Here is a 25,230-nt window from a genome sequence, read left to right on the forward strand (position 1 = left end):
GCGATGACCCCGCGATCAAGCGCGGTCGCCGCCGCGAACCATCGAAATGAACCTGACCTGCTCCTGCGGATCGTCGCGGAAGGTGCCGGTGAATGTGGTCGTCAGCGTTGTCGAACCCTGCTTGCGGATGCCGCGCATGGCCATGCACATGTGCTCCGCCTCGATCATGACCGCCAGGCCGCGTGGCGCCAGCGCATCGTTGATCGCGGATGCTATCTGAGCCGTCATCGCTTCCTGGGTCTGCAATCTTTGCGCGAAAATTTCCACGACGCGGGCGATCTTTGAAAGGCCGAGAACCCGACCGTCGGGCAGGTAGGCGACATGCGCCTTGCCGATGATCGGAACCATGTGATGCTCGCAATGCGAGTGGAACGAAATGTCCTTGACGAGGACCATGTCGTCGTAACCCGCGACTTCCTCGAACGTCCGGCCGAGAACCTCGTTCGGGTCCATCTCGTATCCGGCGAACATCTCGCGATAGGCATTGACGACCCGGCGCGGCGTTTCGCGCAGGCCCTCGCGATCGGGATCGTCGCCGGTCCAGAGCAGCAGCGTGCGGACCGCCGCTTCGGCTTCCTCCCGCGTCGGGCGCCGGCGGGTTTCGTCCCGCTGTTCTTCTTCGGTGCCTTTCGGAACGGCGTTCACGATCGCATCCATGAAATGTGTCTCCCGTAGCTCCGGTCTGAATACGCCGGAACGAGTTGAACGGACCACTGACTTCCGATCATTCGGATTTGCCGTCGCTTGGTCAACGGCACGCGGCGTATGCCTTGTTCACGCGGCCTTGTAAAATATATATGCTTCATGAGGCGCGAAAACAGCCCCCGCGGCGGTCATGGCGCCACGGCGGAGAAAAACCCCGGAGCGGATCGTGATCGACGATATCTACAACGCCAAGATACTGGATTATGCCGGGAATATCGGACACACCGAGCGGCTGACCGATCCGGACGCGTCGGCGAAGGCGCACTCCAAGCTGTGCGGGTCTACTGTGACGATCGATCTCAAGATGGATGGCGACGTCGTTTCGGATTACGGGCAGGAGGTCAAAGCCTGCGCGCTCGGTCAGGCGTCATCCTCGATCATGGCGCGTTGCATCATCGGAGCGAGCGCGAAGGAATTGCGGGATGTTCGCGAGCAGATGATCGCCATGCTCAAGCAGGACGGGCCCGCGCCGACCGGACGGTTCGCCGACCTGCAATATCTGATGCCGGTCAAGGACTACAAGGCCCGACACGCATCGACACTGCTGGTCTTCGATGCTGTCGTCGACGCCCTCGACCAGATCGAACAGAAACGGGCGAGCGCGGCCTGACATCATGTGCGCCGACGAAACAGATCACGTCGCGCCGCGAAAGCGCCGGAGCCGCAACTGGCAAGGCCCGTGGCGCAAAACGCCGGGGCGTGTCCTCGGGACGTCGCTGATCAGGCTTTACCAGCTGACGCTGTCCGGGTTCATCGGCAACAATTGCCGCCACATGCCGACCTGTTCGGAATACGGATACGAAGCGATCGCCCGCCACGGCCTGCTGGCCGGGGGCTGGCTGACCCTGAAGCGCGTCGCGCGCTGCGGGCCCGGCGGCACATGCGGCATCGACAACGTGCCGGAAAAACTCTGACACCCCGCCGCCGTCCGGCAATCGTCGGAAAATTCCTTCCGTTTGCCCCTGCGGCAATTGTATTTTCATAACAGCCGTTTAGTTGTGGTCATGCGCACCCGCACGATGGAGCACATCGGTGACCGAGACCCACACGTCACAGAACGAGCAGGCCGGCGAGTCCTACTCCGCTGACATCTACAGCGAAGATGGCTCGATCCGCGCGGATTTCCTCGATCGCATCGATGCGCATGTGCAGGCGTCCGATGTCGAGGCGCTCGCCGACGACGTTTCCGGGCTGCACGAATCCGAACTCGGCGACCTGATCGAGACGCTGGAAAGCGATTCCCGCCGCCGCTTCGCGACATTGCTCGGCAACCGCTTCGATTTCTCCGCACTGACCGAGGTCGACGAGGCGGTGCGCCTCGACGTCATCGACGCGCTGCCCAACGAGCAGATCGCCGTCGCTCTGCAAACCCTCGATTCCGATGATGCGGTCTACATTCTGGAGGATCTGGAGGAGGAGGATCAGGCCGAGATCCTCGCCCAGCTCCCGTTCACGGAGCGCATCCGGCTTCGTCGCTCGCTCGATTATCCGGAAGACAGCGCAGGCCGGCGCATGCAGACGGAGTTCGTCGCGGTGCCGCCTTACTGGTCCGTCGGGCAGACCATCGACTATCTGCGCGACAGCGAAGACCTTCCGCATTCCTTCGCGCAGATATTCGTCATCGATCCGACCTTTCATCTCGTCGGCGCGATCGATCTTGACCGAATTCTGCGCACGCCGCGACCGAACAAGGTCGAGGAGATCATGCACGAGACGCGTCACGCTATCCCGGCCGAGATGGACCAGGAAGAAGCGGCGCAGATCTTCGAGCAATACGACCTTCTCTCCGCGGCCGTCGTCGACGAGAACGAGCGTCTTGTCGGTATCCTGACGATCGATGACGTCGTCGACGTGATCCAGGAAGAAGCCGAAGAGGATTTGAAACGCCTCGGCGGTGTCGGTGACGAGGAACTGTCCGACACCGTGATCGAGACGACGAAGTCGCGCTTCCTGTGGCTGTTGATCAATCTCGGCACCGCGGTCCTCGCTTCGGCGGTGATCGGCCTGTTCGACGCGACGATTTCGGAAATGGTGGCGCTCGCCGTCCTGATGCCGATCGTCGCCTCGATGGGTGGCAACGCCGGAACGCAGACCATGACTGTCGCCGTCCGCGCGCTGGCGACGCGTGACATCGACATTTACAACGCGTCTCGCATCATCCGGCGCGAGCTGACCGTCGGTTTCATCAATGGCGTGGTCTTCGCGGCCTTGATCGGACTTGTCTCGGCGGTCTGGTTCTCGAGCCTGTCGCTTGGCGGGGTGATTGCGGTGGCGATGGTGGTCAACATGGTCTGCGCGGCGCTTGCCGGCATTCTCATTCCGCTGCTGTTGAACCGGTTCGGTGCGGACCCGGCGATCGCGTCGAGCGTGTTCGTGACGACGGTGACCGACATCGTTGGTTTCTTTGCCTTTTTGGGGCTGGCCGCCTGGTGGTTCGGGATTTGAGCGCCGGGCAGCGCCTCGCGGAACGGGCAGATATTTGACTTTTACGTAAGGGCGCATCAATGATGGCGCTGGCTAAGTCATTGATCCCGAAGGATTCGGTGGATGAGGGACTATTACACCATAACCGAACTTACTCGCGAGTTCGGGATTTCGACACGGACCCTTCGCTTCTACGAAGACGAGGGGCTGATCCATCCGGTGCGCCGCGGACGGACGAGGCTGTTCAGGCCGGCCGACCGTCTACTCGTCAAGCAGATCCTGCGCGGCAAGCGGCTGGGATTCTCCATCGCCGAGATCCGCGAGATCATCCAGATGTACAAGGCGCCGCCGGGCGAGGTCGGCCAGTTGCGCACGATTATCAATAAGGCGGCCGAAAAGCGTGAGGAACTGCGCCAGAAGCGCAAGGATATCGAGGACACACTGGCCGAACTCGAACAGGTCGAAGAGGCCTGTCTCGGGCGCCTTGCCGAATTGCGGGTCGCGTCCTGACGACCGTCAAAACCAGCGTTTGACGCGTTTCTTGTAATCCCGGTACGCCTTGCCGAAATGGCTTTCGAGGTGTTTTTCCTCGCGCTCGATCGCCAGTTTCTGGGTCGCGTAAGCCGCGACAAAGGCCAGCGGAAAATACCAGCCAATGCCCGAAATGAGGCCCGCGCCGATCACCAGCATGGTGTTGGCCACATAGATCGGATTGCGCGTCACCGCGAAGATTCCCTTCGTCATCAGGTGATCCGACTTGCGATTGGGCAGGATCGTGGTGCGCGCGCGATACATCGTGCGCATCGCCGCGAAGTCGATCGCCAATGCGGCCAGTATCATGAATACGCCGCCCGCAAACAGCATCTCGCCCGCATTGCCTCCGAACCAGGGCAGGGGCAGCGCCCGCCCGAACAGCCACCCGGCCACCAGGGCAATCGCATAGATGATCGGCGGCCAGGGAATCCTGTTCGGCCGTTCGTAAAAGGCTTTGTTGTCAGTTGCCATTGGTGTTCGCCTCCAGCGAGCAACGGTCCGAAACGTCGGCGACACGCGGGTCCGTTGTCTGGTTGATTTCACCCGTAAACACGCGTTCGAACAAGCCTTCTTCCTTCAGGCCGGCGACCGCGCATTCGCAGAACGCTCGGCAGGTCTGTTCCGAATACTGTTCGACACAGGTCTGCGTGCAAGAGCGGATGAATGCCGCCTCGGGTTCCACCTCGGCTGGCGGGCTGACGAGGGAAAACAGATAGACGCAGGCGATCAGCACCGGCTGGTGGACGAGATAGGTGACGAGGCTGTGCCGGCCGATGAACCGAAGGGCTCTCGTGACGATGTTCCCATGCGGGGGATGGTCGGCAAGATAGACTGTCGCTCCCGTGCCGATCAGCAGGCGCCCGATCGCCATGCCCGTCAACACGGCGCCGAACCACGGAAAGACCGGCACGAAATCGTTCGATCGCGGCGGGAAAGGCGAAAGACCGATCCAGAGAAGCAGGGGATGCGAGAACAACTCCGTCTTCCCCCAGAATGGAACGGATATCCATGCAGCGGCGATCACAAAGAGGGCGATTGCCGGCAAGCGCAGGAACAGCAGGCCCAGAACGCTCGCGACCGCGATCTGGTGCAGTATGCCGAAGAACACATAAGCGCTGGGTGTCGCGATCCTCGTCGCGACGGTAATCGCAAGCGCCGCGGCGGCAACCATCGCCAGCCTCTTGCCGTATCCGCGCCAGCGAATACCCTTGCCATGCGCGAGGACGAGACTGACGCCGACAAGGATCAGGAAGCTCGAGGCGATGCTGCGCGCGAACCACTTGAGCGGCCCGGTGCCGGCCGTGCCGGGGTCGAGATAGCCGAAAAATTCGAGATCCCAGCTGAAGTGGTAGATCGCCATCGCGACGAGCGCGACGCCGCGCGCGAGGTCGATCCATTCGATCCGACGGGAAGGGCGGGTGCCTGTATCGGTCATTTTCGGATCGGGGCAATACCGTTCGTCATGCCACCAGATATCGCATGAGAAATCCGCGCTGCAAAGCGGTGCATGGTGCGCGAAAGGAGTGTATGGCGGAGACTGGCTTAGCCAATCGAAGATGTGACGATGTTCTATTACCTGTCGAAGACAATGTGGCTGCTGATCCAGCCGGTCGGACTGATCTGCCTGATCTTCGCGGGCATTATCCTCCTTCTGTTGTTCAAGCGGCCCCGCATCGCCGCGTGGCTCGCCTTTCTCGGCCTCTGCTTCGCCCTTGTCGCGACGCAAACCAATGCCGGACGTTTGCTCCTGCAGCCATTGGAGAACCGGTTCGCACGACCGGACACTCCGCCCGCTTCGGACGAGATCGCGGGAATCGTGGTCCTCGGCGGCGCTTTCGACGGTCACGTGACGCGCATCCGCGGCGGGTTCGAACTCGGCGCTTCCGGAGACCGGATGGTCGAGGCCCTGCGTCTCGCGCGGCTCTACCCGGATAAACCGGTGATCGTTTCTGGCGGCGAGGCATCGTTGATCGGCCAGACGGAAGGCGACGCAGCGATCGCGTCACGATTTTTTGCTTCGTTCGGCATCCCGTCGGAGCGTGTTGTTCTCGAGGACAAGTCCCTCAACACCCACGAGAACGCGGTGCTGTCGAAAGCCGTCATGGAGCGATACGGCGAAGGCGACTGGCTGTTGGTCACGAGCGCATTTCACATGCCGCGCTCCATTGGCGCGTTCCGCGTGCAGGGTATCGAACCGGTGCCATGGCCGGTCGACTACAAGACGGCCGGCACGGAAAGTTTTGCGGTCGGCCGTGACGACCCCACCGAGGCGCTTGTCGAAACGAACCTCGCCATCCGCGAGTGGATCGGCCTCGCGGTCTACGCGGCAACGGGGCGAATCAGCGATTTCTTCCCGCGTTGACTCCCGCCCGGTCCGGGCGAAATTGCCCGCTTTCGGGAGGATATCAGACGAAAGTGGAAGCGCGTTAGCACGCTCGATCAGCGAATTGAAATCTCGACGGAATTCGAGATCGCCCCTTTCGCCTTGCGGATGACGCATGGCTGATCCTTGGTTTTTTGCGATTGCGAAGACGGTGGGACGGGTGTAGACGGCCGCCTCCAAGAGAGAGCGCGGGCACGCCGCGCCGAACAAAAATGGGGACAACAGTGATGGATGAAAACGTCCAGAAGTCCTGCTGGGGCACCACGGCCTGGGCAGTTGCTGGTTTCGCCTGCTTCATGGTCATCGTGTACCTGATCGGGATGAATGATGTCGCCGAGGTAGCCGCTTCCTTCCCGCGGCAACCGGCTTGATCCGAACACGGATTCGAAAAAGCGCCTTGGCTGTGTCGTAACGCGGCCAAGGCGCGTCGGAACCCGGTTCGCGCCGCCGTCACAGTCTGCTAGCTTCCTGCCGTCAACAGCAGAAACGCAGATGTTCCTTTCGGTCTTCGAACTCTACAAAATCGGTATCGGTCCTTCCTCCTCGCACACGATGGGGCCGATGTCGGCCGCCGTGCGTTTTCTCGACGAGATACGGCTGGGCGAATGGCCGCGGCCGGCCGGCGCGGAAGTCGCCGGGCTTTCGGTGTCGCTGCATGGCTCGCTCGCCTTCACCGGTGTCGGCCACGCTACCGACCGCGCGGTGATCCTCGGTCTTGCAGGCTATCAGCCCGACGCGATCGACCCCGATGCGATGGACGACATCCTGGAGATGGTGAAGGCCGGAAAGTCAGTTTCGCCGCACGGGCACCCGACGTACCGCTTCGATCCGAACGAGGACCTCGTCTTCGACAGGAAGGAAGCGCTGCCGGGGCACGCCAACGGCATGGCGTTTTCCGCCCGTGACGCCGACGGCAAGATGCTGCTGCGCCGGGTCTACTACTCGATCGGCGGCGGCTTCATCGTCAGCGAAGACGAACTGGCGCGCGTCAAGGCGGAAGCCGGCAAGCCGCGCAAAGGCGACGTGCCCTATCCATTCGCGTCTGCCGACGAGATGCTGAAGATGGCGAAGAAGAGCGGATTGTCCATTTCGGCGATGAAGCGCGCCAACGAGGAAACCGGGCGCAGCCGCGCCGAGCTTGACGCTGAGCTCGATGCCGTCTGGGGCGCGATGGACGGCTGTATCGAGCGCGGTTTGCGCGGCGAGGGCATCCTGCCCGGAGGCTTGAAGGTCAAGCGGCGCGCGCGCCAGATTCACGAGAAACTGGAGGCCGACTGGCTATCCAACCGGCCGAACCCGATGCTCGCCAATGACTGGCTCGGCGCTTTCGCCATGGCGGTGAACGAGGAGAACGCTTCGGGCGGTCGCGTCGTCACCGCGCCGACCAACGGTGCGGCGGGCGTGGTGCCGGCGGTTCTAAAATACATGGTCAAGTTCCATGAACTGACCAGCCCGGACGACGTCCGCAATTTCCTGCTCACCTCGGCCGCCATCGGTGGGCTGATCAAGCACAACGCATCGATCTCCGGAGCGGAGGTCGGGTGCCAGGGTGAGGTGGGCAGTGCGGCCGCGATGGCGGCAGCCGGGCTTGCCGAAGTCCTCGGCGGTACGCCCGAGCAAGTGGAAAACGCTGCCGAGATCGCGCTCGAACATCATCTCGGCATGACTTGCGATCCGGTAGCGGGGCTCGTCCAGGTGCCGTGCATCGAGCGCAATGCCCTTGCCGCGGTAAAAGCCGTCACGGCGGCGTCGCTGGCGCTGAAGGGCGATGGCACGCATTTCGTCCCGCTCGATGCCTGTGTCGAGACCATGCGGCAAACCGGCCTCGACATGAACGAGAAATACAAGGAAACGAGCCAGGGCGGCCTCGCCGTCAACGTGGTGGAGTGCTGAACGGATCGCTTCCGCTGGTGTGCTGGCCTGTGGACGTATCGTTGCCATGCTTGACCGGCGGCGCGCGCGCAATAAACCATGTGCCATGGCCCTGAACCTGATCAAGCTTTGTGTCGGAGCAGACAGCGTTGACGATCTCCGCGCCTGGATCGATTTTCGCCTCGCCGAAAAACGCGCGGCGGGCGAGCCGGCGGAAAGCATCCATACAACTCGCATGGTGCCCAAGCGCGGCGACGAAATCATCGGTGAGGGGTCGCTGTACTGGGTGATCAAGGGGCGCGTTCAGTGCCGCCAGCGCATCACCGATATCCGGCCTTTCGTCGATGGCGAGGGGGTATCGCGGTGCCGGATCGTCCTCGATCCCGAGGTCGTGCTGACCCGCCCCCAGCCCAAGCGACCGTTCCAGGGATGGCGTTACTACAAGGCAGAGGACGTGCCGGCCGATATCAACGGCGACGACGAGGGCATGGAAACCTTGCCCGCGGACATGCGCAACGAACTCGCCGATCTTGGCCTGATCTGATCGCGCATGTATCTCATTTGCCTTGCAACCCGACGGTAAAGCGCCACATTTTCCCCATGGCCAAGTCGGTATCGAAAACACGAAGCAATAAAATCGCCGAAGCGAAATCATCGCGAGGCGACATCGCCGCATTCCTCAAGGCGGCGAAGACCGCCGGAAAATCCGCAACGGGAAACGGACGGATCGTCCTTGCGCTCGACGCAACGATGAGCCGTCAGCCGACATGGGATCTCGCCTGCTCGATTCAGGCCGAGATGTTCGAGAGCGTTTCGGATATTGGTAGCCTGCTGATGCAGCTTGTCTATTTCCGGGGGCTCGGCGAGTGCCGCGCCTCGAAATGGGCCGAGGACGGCAAGACGCTCGCTTCGATGATGTCGCGTATCGAATGCCGTGGCGGGCACACGCAAATCCTGAAAGTTTTGAAGCACACCGCGAAGGAACACTCCCGCAACCGGATCAACGCGCTCGTCTATATTGGCGATGCGATGGAGGAGAATGTCGATGACCTCGTTCAGGCCGCCGGCGAACTCGGCCTGCATGGCATTCCGGTGTTCATCTTTCAGGAAGGTCATGATCCGTCCGCGGAATACGCCTTTCGGGAAATCGCCCGGGTGACGCGCGGCGGCTGGTTCCGATTCGACCGCTCCGCCGCATCCGTTCTGTCGAAACTCCTGTCGGCAATCGCGGTCTATGCGACCGGCGGTCTCAAGGCGCTCGAAAGCCGAGGGTCGCGCGAGGACAGATTGTTGCTCGCACAGATGTCGGGCGATGGAGGCAAGAGATGACCATACTGATTCTTTTGGTCGGCATTGCCGCCTTCACGATCCTCGGCCTGTACTTCTTCGCATCGGCATCGCCGGCTCAGGTGGCGCGTACCCTGCACCTCGCGGGGCCGGCAGCGCTGGCCATACTCGGGGGCATCCTGAGTGTCGCAGGGCGCATCAGCGTCGGTGCGCCTTTGGTGATGATGGCTGTCGCCTGGTACGGCCGTCAGCGACGCCGCATCGGTCAGCAGAGGACCGGAGGACAAAAATCGACGGTGCGATCGGCCTGGCTTGAAATGGAGCTGGACCACGACAGCGGCGATATGGACGGACTGGTTCTCGTTGGCCGTTTCGAGGGGCGCAGGCTCTACGAGATGAGCGACGCGGACCTGATGGATCTCGCGGCCGACCTCAGAGACGACCGCGAAAGCGCCGAATTACTGGAGGCGTATCTTGACCGCCGAATGCCGGGCTGGCGTGACGACGCTGATCCGGACGTTGGTGCGGGGCATGGAAGCACGCATGGCACGGGCCCCATGACACATGAGGAGGCCTACAAGATCCTTGGCCTTGAACCGGGCGCGTCCGCTGTTGAGGTCCGAAAGGCGCATCGAAGCCTGATGCAGCGCGTTCACCCCGACCTCGGAGGCAATGCTTTTCTGGCGCAGCGGGTTAACGAAGCGCGCGACGTTCTTCTGCGTGATCATACTGATTGAACCCTTCGATACTCGATACACATTCAAACGGTTTCAGACGGCCCGGCCGCGCCTTACGAATTGTCGAAGGCGAGGCAGGAGTATTTGTACTTCTTGAGAGCGCTGCACGCGGACCATGCAGCCGACTTCGAGCTGAAGCCGGAGAAGCGGGCGCGGTGATAGAGAATGCCGCTCTTCTCGAACTCCTCCACGAAAGGCGAGAGGCCCTCGAGAACCGAACCAGCGCGCTCCTGTGCAGTCCGCAGGTAGTCGACGGCTTCGCCCTGACTGGGAAGTGAAGCGATCTGGATCACCCAGCCGCTGCGCGGCGCCGTGGCTGCCGTCTTGATCGTGTCAAGCGGAGCGGCGGCCGGAGCAGGGCGCGGCGCGGCAGGCTCGGCGGCATAGGCCGTCACCGTGGATGCGGCGACGGGAGTGCCGATGTCGCTGGGGCGAAGCGGGTTCACGGGAAGCGGAATATCGTCGGCGTCGAGCTGCGCGACGGTGACGGCCGCATTACCGAAATTCGTGCCGCCGCTGCGGGCGACGAGCATGCCGCGCTTGCGCTTGGAGCCCTTGTTCACATTGGCCGCCAGCAATTCCTGCATATGCGCATTGCGCGACGCGCCGGTCCGTCCGCCCATCACCACGGCGACGATGCTGCGCCCGTTCTTGTGGACCGAGGTAACGAGATTGAAGCCGGAAGCGCGGGTGTAGCCGGTCTTGATGCCGTCGACGCCGCTGACCCGACCGAGGAGCCGGTTGTGGTTGCGCATGGTGGTGCGGCCGAACTTGAAGCTCTGGACGGAGAAATATTTGAACTGCCGGGGGAAGTGCTCCTGCAACGCGATACCGAGCGTCGCCATGTCGCGCGCTGTCGTGACCTGGCGCGAATTCGGAAGACCCGATGCGTTGCGGAACGTCGTCTTGGACATCCCGAGCGCGCGCGCCTTGGCCGTCATCATTTCCGCGAAATGGCTTTCGGTTCCACCAAGATGCTCGGCGATGGCGGCGGCGGCATCGTTGGCGGACTTCGTCACCAGGGAGAGGATTACATCTTCCACGGAGACGCTTTTGCCTGCCGGCACGCCGAGCTTCGTCGGCTGCATCGAGGCGGCGTGACGCGAAAAGGTAACGCGCGTGTTCTTGGTGATCTTGCCCTGTTCCATGGCTTCGAAAACCATGTAGAGCGTCATCATCTTCGTCAGGGATGCCGGATAGCGCGGCGAATCGGCGTAACGCGAATGAAGCGTCTTGCCGGTATTCGCGTCGATGACGAAGGAAGCATATTTGGGGTTCGCCTGCGCATTGGCGCCGAACGCCACGACGAGGAAAGTTGCCACGAACAGCGCAGATATCGCTTGCGCCATGTTCTGGAGGGACAGCGACTTACTGAAAAACACTTGAGACACCCGTGGTTACGCTACATGGGGCGGCCCTGCTAACGAGCCGGAACTCATGCAACCGTACCCGGAACAGCGTTACCAAGTCGTTTATGGTGACTAGAAAGTTACTGCCGTCCGTCGAGTTTTTTTCAAATGTCCCAAAATAAAATTTGTGCGCTGCAAACTTGCCCGTTGAAAAATTGTGCAGTGCACACTATCTTGTTGGCAAGCCCGGATGAGGCCCGAAACTGATCCGAAATCCAATCGCAATCCAATTGAGGTTCGCCATGATGAATTCGTTTGAAGACGCCAGCAAGGTTGGCAAGGAAATGATGGACAACTCCCTGAAGGGCTACGCTGCCATGACCAAGGGCATGCAGGCCATCGCAACCGAAGCCGCCGACTACTCCAAGAAGTCCTACGAGGACGGCGTTGCCGTGTTCGAGAAACTGGCCGGCGCCAAGTCGCTCGAAAAGGCGATGGAAGTGCAGACCGACTACATGAAGTCGTCCTACGAGTCCTTCATCGCCGAGGCGACCAAGATGGGCGACCTCTACGCCGATCTCGCCAAGGAAGCCTACAAGCCGTTCGAAACCGCTATGGCTTCGGCTTCCAAGTAAGCGATGCATTCACTTCGCCAAAATGGCGAATGCAGGGCCCGCGTGAGCGATCACGCGGGCCTGTTTGTTTTGTGTGTAGCTATTTGTCGGCTTGCGCGGCTCCGGAGGGGGCTTAAAATCGTCACATGAATCCCTAAGTATCGAGTCCGGGCAGCCGGTCCCGGAGCTGTGAAACCGCAGGGCTAGAATGAGAAATACGCCGCAGAGAATGCAGGCCGACAAGGGCAAGGACGGCGAGGGCGTCGGGCGGGGAACCGCCGTCATCACGCGCACCAAGCCGAAGGTCAAGAAACCGAGTTTATACCGCGTACTCCTGCTGAACGACGATTACACGCCGATGGAATTCGTCGTTCACGTGCTGGAGAGGTTCTTCCAGAAAAACCGCGAACAAGCCACGCGGATCATGTTGCATGTCCACAATCACGGTGTTGGTGAGTGTGGGGTGTACACATACGAGGTGGCCGAAACCAAAGTGACGCAGGTGATGGATTTTGCCCGGCAGAACCAGCATCCGTTGCAATGCGTGATGGAGAAGAAGTAATGCCGACATTCACCGCCAGCCTCGAAAAGTCGCTTCACCAGGCGCTGACCTACGCCAATGAGCGCGAGCATGAATACGCGACGCTCGAACATCTTCTGCTTGCGCTGATCGACGATCAGGACGCCAAGTCCGTGATGGATGCATGTTCGGTCGATACCGAAGCGCTGCGCAAGACCGTCCTCGACTATGTCGACCACGAACTGGAAAACCTCGTCACCGGATATGACGAGGACGCCAAGCCGACGGCGGGTTTCCAGCGCGTCATCCAGCGCGCCGTGATCCATGTCCAGTCGTCGGGTCGCGAAGAGGTAACCGGGGCCAACGTGCTTGTCGCGATATTCGCGGAGCGCGAAAGCCATGCTGCCTATTTCCTGCAGGAGCAGGACATGACCCGCTATGATGCGGTCAATTATATCGCGCACGGGATCGCCAAGCGTCCGGGCGCGTCGGTGACCCGGCCTCCGGATGGCGCCGAGGACCAGGCCAGTACGGATGGCGCGGCGACCGAAGGCGAGGATGGCAAGAAGAAACAGCAGGACGCGCTGAGCGCCTATTGCGTGAACCTCAACGAGAAGGCGCAGAACGGCAAGATCGATCCGCTGATCGGCCGGACCGCCGAGGTCAACCGCACGATCCAGATCCTGTGCCGCCGGTCCAAGAACAACCCGCTCTATGTCGGCGACCCCGGCGTCGGAAAGACGGCGATCGCGGAAGGTCTCGCCAAACGCATTGTCGATGGCGACGTGCCGGAAGTATTGGCGGAATCCACGATCTTCTCGCTCGACATGGGCGCGCTGCTCGCCGGCACGCGCTATCGCGGGGATTTCGAGGAGCGGTTGAAGCAGGTCGTCAAGGAACTGGAAGAGACGCCGCATGCGGTCCTGTTCATCGACGAGATCCACACGGTCATCGGTGCGGGCGCAACGTCGGGTGGCGCGATGGACGCGTCCAACCTGTTGAAACCGGCGCTTTCCTCCGGCGCGATCCGATGCATCGGTTCGACCACCTACAAGGAATACCGCCAGTTCTTCGAAAAGGACCGCGCGCTGGTTCGCCGGTTCCAGAAGATCGACGTCAACGAGCCGTCGCTTGAGGATGCCATCGAGATCATGAAGGGGCTGAAGCCCTATTTCGAGGACTTCCACAAGATCAAGTACACGGACGATGCGATCAAATCGGCCGTGGAACTGTCGGCACGCTACATCAACGACCGCAAGCTGCCGGACAAGGCCATCGACGTCGTCGATGAAACCGGTGCGAGCCAGATGCTTCTTCCCGAGAACAAGCGCCGCAAGTCCATCGGCGTGAAGGAGATCGAGGCGACGATCGCGACCATGGCGCGCATTCCGCCGAAAACCGTTTCGAAGGACGACGAGGAAGTTCTCTCCAACCTCGAGAAGGAACTCAAGCGGGTCGTTTACGGCCAGGATCTGGCAATCGAATCGCTGGCGTCCGCCATCAAGCTGGCGCGCGCGGGCCTGCGCGAACCGGAGAAGCCGATCGGCTCCTACCTGTTCTCCGGCCCGACCGGCGTCGGCAAGACCGAGGTCGCCCGGCAACTGGCGATGTCGCTCGGTGTCGAACTGCTGCGCTTCGACATGTCTGAATACATGGAGCGCCACACTGTCTCGCGTCTCATCGGTGCGCCGCCCGGCTATGTCGGTTTCGACCAGGGCGGCCTGCTGACCGACGGCGTGGATCAGCATCCGCATTGCGTGTTGCTGCTCGACGAGATCGAAAAGGCGCATCCGGACCTGTTCAACATCCTGTTGCAGGTGATGGATCACGGGAAGCTGACCGACAACAACGGCAAGCAGGTCGACTTCCGCAACACGATCATCATCATGACGACCAATGCGGGCGCGTCGGAAATGGCAAAGAACGCCATCGGCTTCGGCAGTGTGAAGCGCGAGGGCGACGACGTCGAGGCAATCAACCGCCTGTTCTCGCCGGAGTTCCGCAACCGGATGGACGCGATCGTGCCCTTCGGTCCGCTTCCGGTGCCGGTCATCCATCGCGTGGTGGAGAAATTCGTCATGCAATTGGAAGCCCAGTTGTCCGACCGTGGCGTCATCTTCGACCTCTCGAAGGAAGCGATCGGCTGGCTCGCCGAACGCGGCTATGACGAGAAGATGGGCGCGCGCCCGCTCGGCCGTGTCATCCAGGAGCACATCAAGAAGCCCCTGGCCGAGGAAGTCCTGTTCGGCAAGCTGAAGAAGGGCGGCACCGTGAAGGTGACGGTCGAAAAGGACGAGATGGGCGAGGCCAAGCTGAAGCTTGAGTCGATCGCAGACGAGCCGCGCCCGAAACCGAAGAAGCAGGCCCGCAAGCCGTCCGCGAAAAAGTCGGCAACGGCCAAGGCCGCGAAGGCGCCGACCGAAGACAGCGGAGCGGACGCCGCGCCGAAGTCGAAACCGTCCGTGCCGAAAGTGCCGCGCAAATAGTGACAAGCTACCGGTAGCGAAAGAGCCATGACGGGCGGAGCGATCCGCCCGTTTTTTCGTCCGTACTATCTCGCCAACCCGCCACCGGCGTGCTAGCGCGGCATCATGCAGAAGCCACCCGAGCCTGCGGCAAGCCAGGGCACCCATTTGCTTTGGTACGCACGCGGAATGCGCAACATCATCTCGCTGCCGGCCTTCATCCTGATGAGCGCCTTTGTCGGCTTTGCCGGCTTCGCGCGAGAGAGCGGTATCGAACTCGCCCATGCGGCTTTCATGACGGCGACGATCTGGGCGTTGCCGGCACAGGTGGTTCTTATTGCGGGTATCACGGGCGGAACGACGCTCGCTGCGGTGTTCGTATCCGTCGCATTGTCGTCTGTCCGGCTGATGCCGATGGTCACGACGCTGGTCGCGGAAATCCGCTCCGAGAAGACCCGCACCATAACGCTGCTCTTTTTGTCGCATTTCATCGCGGTGACGTCCTGGGTGATGGCGTCGGAGCGGATTCATCGTGCGCCGAGGCAATTCCGCACCACCTATTTCGCCGGTTTTGCCGTCACGCTGACATCGCTGAATATCGCAATCGTCGTCCTGGTCTATGTGTTCGCGACCGGCATTCCCGTCACGGTCCTCGGCGCGCTGTTCTTCCTGACGCCGATCTATTTCCTGACCTCGCTCTGGGCGACCGCGCGGCATCGCCTCGTCAAGATCGCCATGATCGCAGGCCTGGTTCTCGGGCCGCTGTTCCATCTCGTTGCGCCCGAATTCGATCTGTTGCTCGCCGGACTGTTCGGTGGCGTGGCCGCATTCCTGTATGACCGGAAATTTCCCGGCGACACGCGGGGGAGCGCGACATGAATTTCACCGCGATCGACGCCTGGTGGTGGCCCTATCTCTTCATCCTGATCGCGGGATGGTTCGCGACAGACATCTGGCGCTATGCCGGCGTTCTTCTCGGTCGGAAGCTCGACGAGACCTCGGCGGCGTTCATGCTGGTGCGGTCGATCGCGACCGCGCTGGTCGCCGCCGTCATCGCCCGGCTCGTGATCTTTCCGTCGGGCGCGTTGGCCGAGACCGCCTTGCTGCTGCGCCTCGGTGCCGCAATCGTCGGTTTTGCCGCGTTTCTGCTTGCCGGCCAGAAGATGGCGGTAGGGATAAGCGTCGGGCTCGCGATCCTCGTTACAGGGATGCTGCTCGGCTTCTAGTGCAATTCAGGTTCAGATCGAAACATCTGCATCAAGATGCGCGTTCGAGACGAAGTCGAGAGGCAGCGCTTCTTGATTCTGCTGCAACCTGAAATGCTCTAGAGCGCTTCCAGCGCGCCGATCAGTTTCTTCGCGTTGGCCGCGAGGATGTCCTGATCTTCCATCTTGTCGACATGCTTGCGAAGCCTGACGCCTTCGGCGCACGGAATGACATGGAAATGCAGGTGGAACACGGTCTGCCCGCTGGCCGCTTCGTTGAATTGCCGGATCACCGCGCCATCGGCGTTGAAGGCCGGGATCACCGCTTTTGCGACCTTCTGGACAACGGCGATGACCTTGGCCAGTTCGTCGGGGTCGGCGTCGATCAGGTTGCGCGACGGCGCCTTCGGGATCACCAGCGCATGGCCGTCCGATTCAGGCATGACATCCATGATCGCGATGCAGTGATCGTCCTCGTAGACCTTGTGGCTCGGGATTTCCCCGCGCAGGATCTTGGCGAAAATGTTGTCCGGATCGTACTCGGCAGTCATGGCGTTTCCCCTTCGATGCGGTTTTCCTAGACCGGAGAGTGTCCGCCTTCAATGCAGTCGGGCGGTCTCAGTTCTCTTTTTTGAAAGGGCTGTGTTCCGACAGCACGCGCGAGAACTGCGCGACATCCTCGCGTTCGTGTTCCAGGTAGTCGGCGACCGCGTTGCGAAAGCCCTCATGCGGCAGGTAATGCGCCGAATGCGTTATCACCGGCATATAGCCGCGCGCGAGCTTGTGTTCGCCCTGCGCGCCCGCCTCGACGAATTCCAGCTTGTTCGCGATGGCGTATTCGATGGCCTGATAGTAGCAGATCTCGAAATGCAGGCAGGCGTGGTGCTCGATGCACCCCCAGTGGCGGCCGAACAGCGTATTGCCGCCGATAAAATTGATCGCCCCGGCCACGTAGCGCCCGTTTCGCTTCGCCATGACGAGCAGGATGTCGTCGGGCATGCGTTCGGCGATCAGCGAATAGAAAGTTCGGTTGAGATAGGGCCGTCCCCACTTGCGGCTTCCGGTGTCCGAATAAAACGCGAAGAACGCATCCATGGCGCTCTCGGTGATATCGCTTCCCGTCAGCCATTCCACCGTGATGCCATTCTCCAACGCGGTCGCGCGTTCCTTGCGGATATTCTTGCGCTTGCGCGACGAGAGCGTTTCCAGGAAGGCGTCGAAATCGGCATAGCCGGCATTGTGAAAATGAAACTGCTGGTCCGTGCGATGAAGATAACCCGCGGTTTCGAGCGCCTGTATGTCCGTTTCCGTGGCGAAGGTGACGTGCGCGGAGGAGACGCCGAGCCTGTTGGTCAGCGCCATCAATCCCTGCGCGAGCGCCTGCCGCGCTGAGGGTGCATCGATCGCGTCCGAAACGAGCAAACGCGGTCCGGTCGCGGGCGTGAAGGGAACGGAACTCTGGAGCTTCGGATAATATTCGCCGCCGGCGCGACGATAGGCGTCGGCCCAGGCGTGGTCGAACACATATTCGCCCTGGCTGTGAGACTTCAGATAACAGGGCAGGGCGGCGATAAGAGTCCCGTCCGCATCTTCCAGCGCCAGATGCTGGCCGAGCCAGCCGGTCTGCGCCGTCGCGCTACCCGAGTCCTCCAATGCGCCGAGAAAGGCGTGCGAAATGAAGGGATTATACGGTGCCGACCCTTCGCCGGGAGCCGTGCCGGACAGACGCGACCAGGCGGCTTCGCTGATCTCGGCAAAACGGTCGCGAACACGAATGACAAAGGAATCGTTTTCGTGATCGGTTCCGGGGGCGTCGCTGGATTGGGTCATACCCAAGATTTATCGCATACCGCACTGCAAACAAGAGAGGCGCTAGATATCCGGGTCAAAACCTTCAAACGTCATCTGGTCAGCATAGTCGCGCGTGGCCGCGACGTCCTCCGGCGTCCTGACCGTCCATGTGATCACGGGAAGGCCAAGCTCTTCACGCACGCGCGCCACGAACGGATTCGGTAGCGCTTTCACGTGATAGGACACGAAGGAGATGCCCTGGGCAAGAGCCTTCTCGTGCTCCACAAAGGCAGGCGTACCGATCCCTTCCGCAGTCAAGCCGAGCGGCACCGCTGAGTCGGTATCCCGGAAGGCCGAGAGGAGATCGTGTGCAAACGACATAACCGCGGCCGGGCCGGTATAACCTGCCATATCCGCGGCGACCGCGCCGGCGAGAGCAATGTTGCGCGGCCCGTTATCCTTCATCTCGACCACGACCGGAACACGGCCATCGATCAGCGCCAATGTCTCGGCCAGCGTCGGGATGAAGTCGCTTGTATCGCCCAGTTTGATCCTGCCGAGCTCTGCCGCCGTCCTTCCGGCAAGCGGTCCGGTCTGGTCGGTCAATCGATCCAGCGTCTCGTCGTGGAAAACGATTGCCACGTTGTCGGCGGATAATTGCACGTCGAGTTCGATGGCGAAGTCGCGCAGGCAGGCCGCCTCGAAAGCCGATGGCGAGTTTTCCATCCGTCCGGCGCGTTCGTCATGCAGTCCGCGATGCGCGATGGGGCGGCGTGTCAGGAACTCCGTCGAACTCACGCAGAAGCATCCGAATACCGGATGATCGCCTCGATCTCCACCGGGGCATTGAGCGGCAGGGAGGCCATGCCGACGGCGGAGCGCGCGTGGCGTCCGGCATCGCCAAGTATCTCGACGAGCAAGTCCGATGCACCGTTGGCGACCAGATGCTGCTGGGTGAAATCCGGGGTGGAGGCGACGAATACGGAAATCTTCACGATATGCTCGATCCGCTCTAGGTCTCCGAGAAGTGACTTCGCCTGGGCGAGAATGTTGATCGCACAGGCCTTCGCGGCTTCCTGGCCCGCCTCGACGTCGAGGTCACGGCCGAGCAGGCCCGTCGCGATCAATGCGCCGTCGCGAAGAGGAAGCTGACCGGAGGTATAGAGCATGTTTCCGGCGGTTACGGCAGGCAGGTAGTTTGCAGCGGGTGCGGCGGCTTCCGGCAGTGAAATTCCCAATGCGGTCAGTCGGTCGGCGATGGTCTCCGGCATTCTGGTCTCCCTTTTCGACTCGGTGCGGCGTTTACGATGTCTTGCAATTTTTGCCTCGCTTCCGCCACGAGAAAACCTATAGTCGTCGAAAATGACAGGACTTCATGATGCCGTTTGGTAATGCCAGATCCGTTGTGCTCGCAACACTTCTTCTCCCCTTGGTTTCAGCCGCTTCGACGCCCGCATCGGCGCAGTCTCTGGCGCCGCATCGCGCTGTCTATGACGTTGCCCTGATGGACGCGTCGGACCGGTCCGGCATCAGCGGGATGAATGGCAGGATCGTCTACGAGTTCCAAGGATCGGCATGCGATGGCTACACGTCGAATTTCCGGTTCGTTACGCGAATCCGGTCGGCAAGCGGCAATCGCCTGACGGACCAGCAGACCTCCACCTACGAAGACGGCAAGGGCGAGATGTTTCGCTTCCTGACCAAGTCGTTCGTCAACGAGAAACTCGATCGGGAATTGTCCGGCACCGCCGTACATGAGGATGGCAGTATCATCGTGACGCTGAGAAAGCCGCAAAACGAGGAAATCGTCCTCGGGCCTGCGATGTTTCCGAGCCAGCACATCCTCGATCTGATCGACCGGGCGCAAAAGGGCGAGACGATCTACGAAGCGGATATTTTCGATGGCTCCGAAGACGCCGACCGCGTGATGACCACAACGGTCATTATCGGCCAGGAGAAGACGGAACAGGAAGGTGACGCCGAAGCTGCCGAAGCGCTCAAGGACGATCCCTACCGAAATGTGTCGATTTCCTATTTCGACGCCTCGTCGGAAGACCATTCGGGTGAGTCGCTTCCCGAATACCAGATCGCCTTCAAGCTCTATGAAAATGGCGTAACGCGCGATCTCGTCATGGATTACGGTGACTTCGCGCTCTCCGGAAAGCTCAACAGGCTTGAAATGCTCCCCCGCCAGGAGTGCGATTGAGCCCCGGCTTATCGGGCGATCGATGCGGCCTCCTGAGGCGCCGCGCTTGCAATTGCCGCGCCAATAGGCTATCGCGCGGCGCATTCCACACACGAAGTTCGGTTTGTGCCGGGAGAAATCCGGCCTGACCACCGGTGGCGGGAAACCGCTTTTACGCTTCGTGGAGGTTAAACCGGAAAGGAAAAACGATGGCGTTGCCTGATTACAGCATGCGCCAGCTGCTTGAAGCTGGTGTTCACTTCGGTCACCAGACTCACCGCTGGAACCCGAAAATGGCCCGATACATCTTCGGTGCCCGTAACAATATTCACATTCTCGATCTGTCGCAGTCGGTGCCGCTCCTGCACCAGGCTCTGAAGGTTGTCTCCGACACCGTTGCCGGTGGCGGCCGCGTGCTGTTCGTCGGCACCAAACGCCAGGCTTCGGAAATCGTTGCCGACGCGGCGAGCCGCAGCGCGCAGTATTACGTCAATGCCCGCTGGCTCGGCGGCATGATGACCAACTGGAAGACGATCTCGAACTCGATTCAGCGCCTGCGCAAGGTCGAGGAAATCCTGTCGTCCGACGCACAGGGCTTCACCAAGAAGGAGCGCCTGAACCTCGAGCGTGAACGCGACAAACTGGATCGCGCGCTTGGCGGCATCAAGGACATGGGCGGCACGCCGGACCTGATGTTCGTGATCGACACCAACAAGGAAGCGATCGCGATTCAGGAAGCCAAGCGTCTCGGTATCCCGGTCGTCGCGATCGTCGATTCGAACTGCGATCCCGACCCGATCGACTACCCGATCCCGGGCAATGACGACGCGGCCCGCGCGATTGCGCTTTACTGCGACCTGATCGCCCGCGCGGCAATCGACGGCATTGCGCGCCAGCAGGGCGCGTCCGGCGTCGACGTTGGTGCTTCTGCCGAAGCTCCGGTCGAGCAAGCCATCGTCGAGGCACCGGCGGAAGCCACCGAAGCTGCGGAACCGCAGGCCGCACCGGCCGAGCAGACCGAAGCTCAGGCCTGATGGCTGGCGCCGCGCCCGGTTTCACGGGCGCGGTCATCAAACCGTTACATGAATCGGCGCATGGCTGGATATATCCGGCATGCGCCTCATTTCGGGCGTCGCCCGATATCGTTCGACACAAAGAGGCGAACCGATGAGCATCTCAGCATCTCTCGTAAAACAACTCCGCGACATGACCGGCGCGGGCATGATGGACTGCAAGACAGCCCTGACCGAAGCCAATGGCGACATCGATGCCGCCGTTGACTGGCTGCGCAAGAAGGGCATCGCCAAGGCGGACAAGAAGTCCGGCCGCACCGCGGCTGAAGGCCTGGTCGGCGTCGCTTCCGACGACAACGGCGCGGTCGTTGTCGAGGTCAACTCGGAAACAGACTTCGTTGCCCGCAACGAGGCCTTCCAGGATCTCGTCCGCAATGTCGCATCGTCCGCTCTCGGCACCGACGGTTCGGTCGATGCGGTCGCAGCCGCCGATTATCCGGGCGGTTCCAAGTCGAATGCCGACACCATCAAGGACGCGATCGCGACGATCGGCGAAAACATGAACCTGCGTCGTTCGGCCCGTCTCGACGGCACCGTGGCGACCTATGTGCACAACGCCGTTTCCGATGGGCTCGGCAAGCTCGGTGTGCTCGTCGCGGTGGAAACCGATGGCGACAAGGACGCCGCGCGCGCCATCGCCCGCCAGATCGCCATGCATGTGGCCGCAACAAACCCGATGGCGCTCGACGTCGCCGATCTCGATCAGGCTGCGGTCGATCGCGAGCGTGCGATTTTCGCCGATCAGGCGCGCGCCTCCGGCAAGCCGGACAACATCATCGAGAAGATGGTCGAGGGACGTCTGCGCAAGTTCTACGAGGAAGTCTGCCTCATGAAGCAGGCCTTCGTGATCAATCCCGACCTGACGGTCGAAAAGGCGCTCGCCGAGGCCGAAAAGGATATCGGTGCGCCTGCCAAGGTGACCGGCTACGTCCGCTTCGCGCTGGGTGAAGGCGTCGAGAAGGAAGAATCGGATTTTGCCGCCGAAGTGGCGGCTGCTGCCAAGGGCTGATCCGACATGCTTGCGCAATCCTCTGGATAGCGCAAAAGCGAAAAGGGCACTGCGTGACAACGCGGTGCCCTTCATGTATCGGGAGGTCACCATTCAAGCGGTTCCTTCAAAGTAGTTTCATGTCTGCTTCTCCCATTTTCAAACGCGTACTTCTCAAGGTCTCGGGCGAGGCCCTGATGGGCAATCAGGGTTTCGGAATCGACGTCGAGGTCGCCGACAGAATTGCCGGCGACATCAAGGATGCGGTCGATATGGGCGTGCAGGTCGCGGTGGTCATCGGCGGCGGCAACATCTTCCGCGGCGTGGCCGTTGCCTCCAGGGGCGGCGACCGGGTGACCGGCGACCACATGGGCATGCTGGCGACCGTCATCAATTCGCTGGCGCTGCGCACGTCGCTCGTCAAGAAGAACGTCGACGCCGTCGTGCTGTCCGCCATCGCAATGCCGCAATTATGCGAGGGATTCTCGCAGCGGAAAGCGATGAACTACATCGAGCAGGGGCGTGTGGTGATCTTTGCCGGCGGCACTGGAAATCCCTATTTCACGACGGACTCGGCCGCGGCGTTGCGCGCCGCCGAGATCGGCGCCGATGCCCTGTTCAAGGGCACTCAGGTCGACGGAATTTACTCCGCGGATCCCAAGAAGGTTCCCGATGCCGAACGATTCGCAACGATCACGCATGACGAGGTGCTTGCCCGCGGACTGTCCGTCATGGACGTCGCCGCGATCGCCTTGACGCGCGAAAATCACATTCCCATTGTCGTGTTCTCGATTCATGAAGGCGGCGGTTTCTCGCAGATATTGCGGGGAGGGGGCCGCTCGACGCTGGTCAACGAGAAACAGGCGTCTTAGGGCAGGAAAAGGACAAGAAAAATGAGCCAGAACTTCGATATCGCCGATCTGAAACGCCGCATGGAAGGCGCCATCACGGCATTCAAGGGCGATTTGGGAGGGTTGCGGACCGGACGAGCTTCCGCGTCGCTCCTCGATCCGATCATGATCGAGGCATACGGATCCCAGATGCCGATCAACCAGGTGGCGAACGTGACCGTGCCGGAACCCCGCATGCTGTCCGTTTCCGTGTGGGACAAATCGATGGTCAGCGCCGTTGAAAAGGCGATCCGCGAGTCGACGCTCGGTCTCAATCCGATGACGGACGGCACCACGGTGCGCGTACCTCTTCCCGAATTGAACGAGGAACGCCGGCGCGAACTGGTGAAGATCGCCCATCAATATGCCGAGAACGCACGCATCGCCGCCCGGCATGTGCGCCGCGATGGCATGGAAACGCTGAAGCGGCTGGAAAAAGACGGCGAGATCAGCCAGGACGAGAACCGTCAGAAGTCCGACGAGGTCCAGAAACAGACCGACCAGACGATTGCGGAAATCGACACGCTTCTGGCGGATAAAGAAAAAGAAATCATGCATGTATGAGCCGTTCTTGCGGCAATTGAAGTGGAGTGAAACCCATCGCCTTGACCGGTGACAACGAAGACCGGAACTGCCCCGTACCCAGCCATGTCGGTATCATCATGGATGGTAATGGACGGTGGGCGGCCGCGCGTGGCATGCCACGCGGCTTCGGGCACAAGGCCGGCGTGGATGCGGTTCGCAAAACGGTACGCGCCGCCGCAGAACTCGGCATTCAACATGTCACGCTCTACGCTTTTTCCTCCGAGAATTGGGCGCGGCCGGCGCAGGAAGTTCGCGATCTGCTCGGACTGATGAAGCTTTTCATCACCCGCGACCTCGCCGAATTGTGCGCCAACGGCGTGCGTATCCGCGTCATCGGAGATCGCCAGGGCCTTTCCGCCGATATCCTTGGCCTGGTCGAGACCGCGGAAATCCGCTCCCGGGACAATTCGAAACTCAATCTGAACATCGCTTTCAATTATGGCGGACGCGACGAGATCCGCCGTGCCTTCGTGAAACTGGCTGCGCAGGTCGTCGAGCAGGGGCTCGATCCCGCTTCGATCAGCGAAGCCGATATCGGAGCCGCGCTCGATACCGGCGCGCAGCCCGACCCGGATCTCCTCATCCGCACGAGCGGCGAAATGCGGCTGTCGAATTTCATGCTCTGGCAGGCCGCCTATTCGGAATTCGTCTTCCTGCCCTGCATGTGGCCCGATTTCGACAAGTCGTGGCTGGAGCAGGCGATCGACGAGTATTCGTCTCGGACCCGCCGGTATGGCGGAGTACACGACGCGAAGGACGTCGCGCTATGAGCGAACTGAAGGCGCGGATCGTCTCCGCCCTTGTCCTCGCCGCTGTCGTTTTGACGGCGACCTTGGCAGGCGGCTGGCTTTTCGCGGCCGTCGTAACAATGATCGCCGTGATCGTTTGGGCCGAATGGCTCGATATGGCATGCCCGGGCTGCGACGACCGCATTCGATTGCTTGGCGTCGTGCTGCTGGGATTGCTGTTCGTCGGGGCACTGATTCTGCCAAATGGCGGGATGGCTCTCGCATGGGCGGTCGCGACGGCGGCATTCGTGCTCGTCGCGATGGGCTTCTCAGGAGAAAGATGGTCCGTTGCCGGCTTTCTCTATTCCGGCCTCACGCTCGTCGCTCTGATCATGCTGCGCGAATCGGGCGATGCCGTTTCGGGCCTCATTGCGATCCTTTTCCTTTATGCGGTTGTCTGGGCAACCGATATCGGCGCGTATTTTGCCGGGCGCGCGATTGGCGGCCCGAAAATCTTGCCCGTTGTCTCTCCCAAGAAGACGTGGTCGGGCGGAATTGGCGGCGTTGTTTCGGCGATTTTCGCCGGCATCGTGGTGCTTGCGGTTGCCAGGGTCGGGTCTCCGGGGCTGGCCGCAATCCTCGCGGTCGTCCTGTCGGTGGTGTCGCAGATCGGCGATTTCTTCGAATCGTGGATCAAGCGGCGCGCCGGCGTGAAGGACTCCAGCCGGATTATCCCCGGTCATGGCGGATTCATGGATCGTGTCGACGGCCTCGTCTTCGCGGCAATCGCCCTGTGGGCGACGTCTCTCGCCGGCGGGGGCTTCGAGCGTCCGTCATCGGCGTTTTTCGGTGGCTGAACGCGCATTCGCGCCATGCTCCCGCCGGATTTGAATGT

Annotated in this window: 30 protein-coding genes; 22 read left to right on the plus strand and 8 right to left on the minus strand. The window is 61.4% G+C overall.

The features are described from left to right. Positions 1-15: 15 nt before the first annotated feature. A complete protein-coding gene (gene folE, locus LC343_RS21825) occupies positions 16-657 on the minus strand; it encodes a GTP cyclohydrolase I FolE (RefSeq protein WP_223479297.1) in 642 nt (213 codons plus the stop codon). A 214-nt stretch (positions 658-871) separates the two neighbouring features. Between folE and LC343_RS21830 the strand changes: the two genes are divergently transcribed. The 4 genes from LC343_RS21830 (at position 872) to LC343_RS21845 (ending at position 3,639) form a co-directional block, all read left to right on the plus strand. Then, positions 872-1,315 (plus strand): iron-sulfur cluster assembly scaffold protein, encoded by a 444-nt coding sequence (locus tag LC343_RS21830; protein WP_223479298.1) that lies wholly within the window; start codon positions 872-874, stop codon positions 1,313-1,315. A gap of 4 nt (positions 1,316-1,319) precedes the next feature. Then, complete coding sequence (gene yidD, locus LC343_RS21835) at positions 1,320-1,619, plus strand: membrane protein insertion efficiency factor YidD (protein WP_223479299.1); 300 nt, start codon at positions 1,320-1,322, stop codon at positions 1,617-1,619. A gap of 118 nt (positions 1,620-1,737) precedes the next feature. Then, positions 1,738-3,150 (plus strand): magnesium transporter, encoded by a 1,413-nt coding sequence (gene mgtE, locus LC343_RS21840; RefSeq protein ID WP_223479300.1) that lies wholly within the window; start codon positions 1,738-1,740, stop codon positions 3,148-3,150. A gap of 102 nt (positions 3,151-3,252) precedes the next feature. Continuing rightward, on the plus strand, positions 3,253-3,639 hold the full coding sequence (locus tag LC343_RS21845) for a MerR family transcriptional regulator (protein WP_223479301.1): 387 nt from the start codon (positions 3,253-3,255) through the stop codon (positions 3,637-3,639). Positions 3,640-3,645: 6 nt separating this feature from the next. On the opposite strand, the gene LC343_RS21850 is transcribed toward LC343_RS21845, so the two are convergent. Both LC343_RS21850 and LC343_RS21855 read right to left on the minus strand, forming a co-directional pair. After that, complete coding sequence (locus tag LC343_RS21850; RefSeq protein ID WP_223479302.1) at positions 3,646-4,134, minus strand: methyltransferase family protein; 489 nt, start codon at positions 4,132-4,134, stop codon at positions 3,646-3,648. After that, positions 4,124-5,098 (minus strand): heparan-alpha-glucosaminide N-acetyltransferase, encoded by a 975-nt coding sequence (locus LC343_RS21855; protein ID WP_223479303.1) that lies wholly within the window; start codon positions 5,096-5,098, stop codon positions 4,124-4,126. The genes LC343_RS21850 and LC343_RS21855 overlap by 11 nt, the downstream gene beginning before the upstream one ends. Positions 5,099-5,227: 129 nt before the next feature. Between LC343_RS21855 and LC343_RS21860 the strand changes: the two genes are divergently transcribed. From LC343_RS21860 to LC343_RS21885, 6 genes are all read left to right on the plus strand, one after another. Continuing rightward, positions 5,228-6,025 (plus strand): YdcF family protein, encoded by a 798-nt coding sequence (locus LC343_RS21860; protein WP_223479304.1) that lies wholly within the window; start codon positions 5,228-5,230, stop codon positions 6,023-6,025. 248 nt (positions 6,026-6,273) lie between these two features. After that, complete coding sequence (locus LC343_RS21865) at positions 6,274-6,417, plus strand: hypothetical protein (protein WP_223479305.1); 144 nt, start codon at positions 6,274-6,276, stop codon at positions 6,415-6,417. Positions 6,418-6,538: 121 nt separating this feature from the next. Further along, positions 6,539-7,939, plus strand: coding sequence for an L-serine ammonia-lyase (locus tag LC343_RS21870; RefSeq protein WP_223479306.1), 1,401 nt, complete (start codon positions 6,539-6,541; stop codon positions 7,937-7,939). Between the two features lie 85 nt (positions 7,940-8,024). After that, on the plus strand, positions 8,025-8,462 hold the full coding sequence (locus tag LC343_RS21875; protein ID WP_223479307.1) for a DUF1489 family protein: 438 nt from the start codon (positions 8,025-8,027) through the stop codon (positions 8,460-8,462). A gap of 56 nt (positions 8,463-8,518) precedes the next feature. Next, complete coding sequence (locus LC343_RS21880) at positions 8,519-9,247, plus strand: vWA domain-containing protein (RefSeq protein WP_223479308.1); 729 nt, start codon at positions 8,519-8,521, stop codon at positions 9,245-9,247. Next, positions 9,244-9,942 (plus strand): DnaJ domain-containing protein, encoded by a 699-nt coding sequence (locus LC343_RS21885; protein ID WP_223479309.1) that lies wholly within the window; start codon positions 9,244-9,246, stop codon positions 9,940-9,942. Before LC343_RS21880 ends, LC343_RS21885 begins: the two co-directional genes overlap by 4 nt. Before the next feature lie 53 nt (positions 9,943-9,995). On the opposite strand, the gene LC343_RS21890 is transcribed toward LC343_RS21885, so the two are convergent. Beyond that, complete coding sequence (locus LC343_RS21890) at positions 9,996-11,291, minus strand: serine hydrolase (protein ID WP_238484422.1); 1,296 nt, start codon at positions 11,289-11,291, stop codon at positions 9,996-9,998. A 305-nt stretch (positions 11,292-11,596) separates the two neighbouring features. On the opposite strand from LC343_RS21890, the gene LC343_RS21895 reads away from it, so the two are divergent. The 5 genes from LC343_RS21895 (at position 11,597) to LC343_RS21915 (ending at position 16,116) form a co-directional block, all read left to right on the plus strand. Further along, positions 11,597-11,926 carry a phasin family protein gene (locus LC343_RS21895; RefSeq protein ID WP_223479360.1) on the plus strand — a complete coding sequence of 110 codons (330 nt, stop codon included), beginning with the start codon at positions 11,597-11,599 and terminating at the stop codon, positions 11,924-11,926. 187 nt (positions 11,927-12,113) lie between these two features. Further along, on the plus strand, positions 12,114-12,467 hold the full coding sequence (gene clpS, locus LC343_RS21900; RefSeq protein WP_223479311.1) for an ATP-dependent Clp protease adapter ClpS: 354 nt from the start codon (positions 12,114-12,116) through the stop codon (positions 12,465-12,467). Next, the gene (gene clpA, locus LC343_RS21905) at positions 12,467-14,911 is read left to right on the plus strand and encodes an ATP-dependent Clp protease ATP-binding subunit ClpA (RefSeq protein WP_223479312.1); all 2,445 of its coding nucleotides are present in this window, start codon (positions 12,467-12,469) and stop codon (positions 14,909-14,911) included. The genes clpS and clpA overlap by 1 nt, the downstream gene beginning before the upstream one ends. Positions 14,912-15,016: 105 nt before the next feature. Further along, entirely contained in the window at positions 15,017-15,769 is a 753-nt protein-coding gene (locus LC343_RS21910) for an AzlC family ABC transporter permease (protein WP_223479313.1), read from the plus strand. Continuing rightward, entirely contained in the window at positions 15,766-16,116 is a 351-nt protein-coding gene (locus tag LC343_RS21915) for an AzlD domain-containing protein (RefSeq protein ID WP_223479314.1), read from the plus strand. Before LC343_RS21910 ends, LC343_RS21915 begins: the two co-directional genes overlap by 4 nt. Before the next feature lie 98 nt (positions 16,117-16,214). Here the strand turns inward: LC343_RS21915 and LC343_RS21920 are convergent, their stop codons facing one another. From LC343_RS21920 to LC343_RS21935, 4 genes are all read right to left on the minus strand, one after another. Continuing rightward, positions 16,215-16,646, minus strand: a complete 432-nt coding sequence (locus tag LC343_RS21920) for an HIT family protein (RefSeq protein WP_223479315.1) — start codon at positions 16,644-16,646, stop codon at positions 16,215-16,217. 67 nt (positions 16,647-16,713) lie between these two features. Then, positions 16,714-17,925 (minus strand): GNAT family N-acetyltransferase, encoded by a 1,212-nt coding sequence (locus LC343_RS21925; RefSeq protein ID WP_223479316.1) that lies wholly within the window; start codon positions 17,923-17,925, stop codon positions 16,714-16,716. A gap of 42 nt (positions 17,926-17,967) precedes the next feature. After that, positions 17,968-18,684 carry a glycerophosphodiester phosphodiesterase family protein gene (locus LC343_RS21930; protein WP_223479317.1) on the minus strand — a complete coding sequence of 239 codons (717 nt, stop codon included), beginning with the start codon at positions 18,682-18,684 and terminating at the stop codon, positions 17,968-17,970. Further along, the gene (locus LC343_RS21935; protein ID WP_223479318.1) at positions 18,681-19,157 is read right to left on the minus strand and encodes a RidA family protein; all 477 of its coding nucleotides are present in this window, start codon (positions 19,155-19,157) and stop codon (positions 18,681-18,683) included. The genes LC343_RS21930 and LC343_RS21935 overlap by 4 nt, the downstream gene beginning before the upstream one ends. Before the next feature lie 104 nt (positions 19,158-19,261). Between LC343_RS21935 and LC343_RS21940 the strand changes: the two genes are divergently transcribed. The 7 genes from LC343_RS21940 to LC343_RS21970 all read left to right on the plus strand — a co-directional run bounded on the left by LC343_RS21940 (position 19,262) and on the right by LC343_RS21970 (position 25,192). Next, positions 19,262-20,092 (plus strand): cell envelope integrity EipB family protein, encoded by an 831-nt coding sequence (locus LC343_RS21940; RefSeq protein ID WP_223479319.1) that lies wholly within the window; start codon positions 19,262-19,264, stop codon positions 20,090-20,092. Positions 20,093-20,280: 188 nt separating this feature from the next. Next, positions 20,281-21,105, plus strand: a complete 825-nt coding sequence (gene rpsB, locus LC343_RS21945; RefSeq protein ID WP_223479320.1) for a 30S ribosomal protein S2 — start codon at positions 20,281-20,283, stop codon at positions 21,103-21,105. A 133-nt stretch (positions 21,106-21,238) separates the two neighbouring features. Further along, on the plus strand, positions 21,239-22,153 hold the full coding sequence (tsf, locus tag LC343_RS21950; RefSeq protein ID WP_223479321.1) for a translation elongation factor Ts: 915 nt from the start codon (positions 21,239-21,241) through the stop codon (positions 22,151-22,153). Positions 22,154-22,272: 119 nt separating this feature from the next. Then, a complete protein-coding gene (gene pyrH, locus LC343_RS21955; protein WP_223479322.1) occupies positions 22,273-23,004 on the plus strand; it encodes a UMP kinase in 732 nt (243 codons plus the stop codon). 21 nt (positions 23,005-23,025) lie between these two features. Next, positions 23,026-23,586, plus strand: coding sequence for a ribosome recycling factor (frr, locus tag LC343_RS21960; RefSeq protein ID WP_223479323.1), 561 nt, complete (start codon positions 23,026-23,028; stop codon positions 23,584-23,586). Positions 23,587-23,627: 41 nt separating this feature from the next. Then, entirely contained in the window at positions 23,628-24,377 is a 750-nt protein-coding gene (locus LC343_RS21965; protein WP_223479324.1) for an isoprenyl transferase, read from the plus strand. Continuing rightward, complete coding sequence (locus LC343_RS21970) at positions 24,374-25,192, plus strand: phosphatidate cytidylyltransferase (RefSeq protein ID WP_223479325.1); 819 nt, start codon at positions 24,374-24,376, stop codon at positions 25,190-25,192. The genes LC343_RS21965 and LC343_RS21970 overlap by 4 nt, the downstream gene beginning before the upstream one ends. Positions 25,193-25,230 lie beyond the last annotated feature (38 nt).

The organism is Oricola indica, from assembly GCF_019966595.1.
GTDB classification, from domain to species: domain Bacteria; phylum Pseudomonadota; class Alphaproteobacteria; order Rhizobiales; family Rhizobiaceae; genus Oricola; species Oricola indica.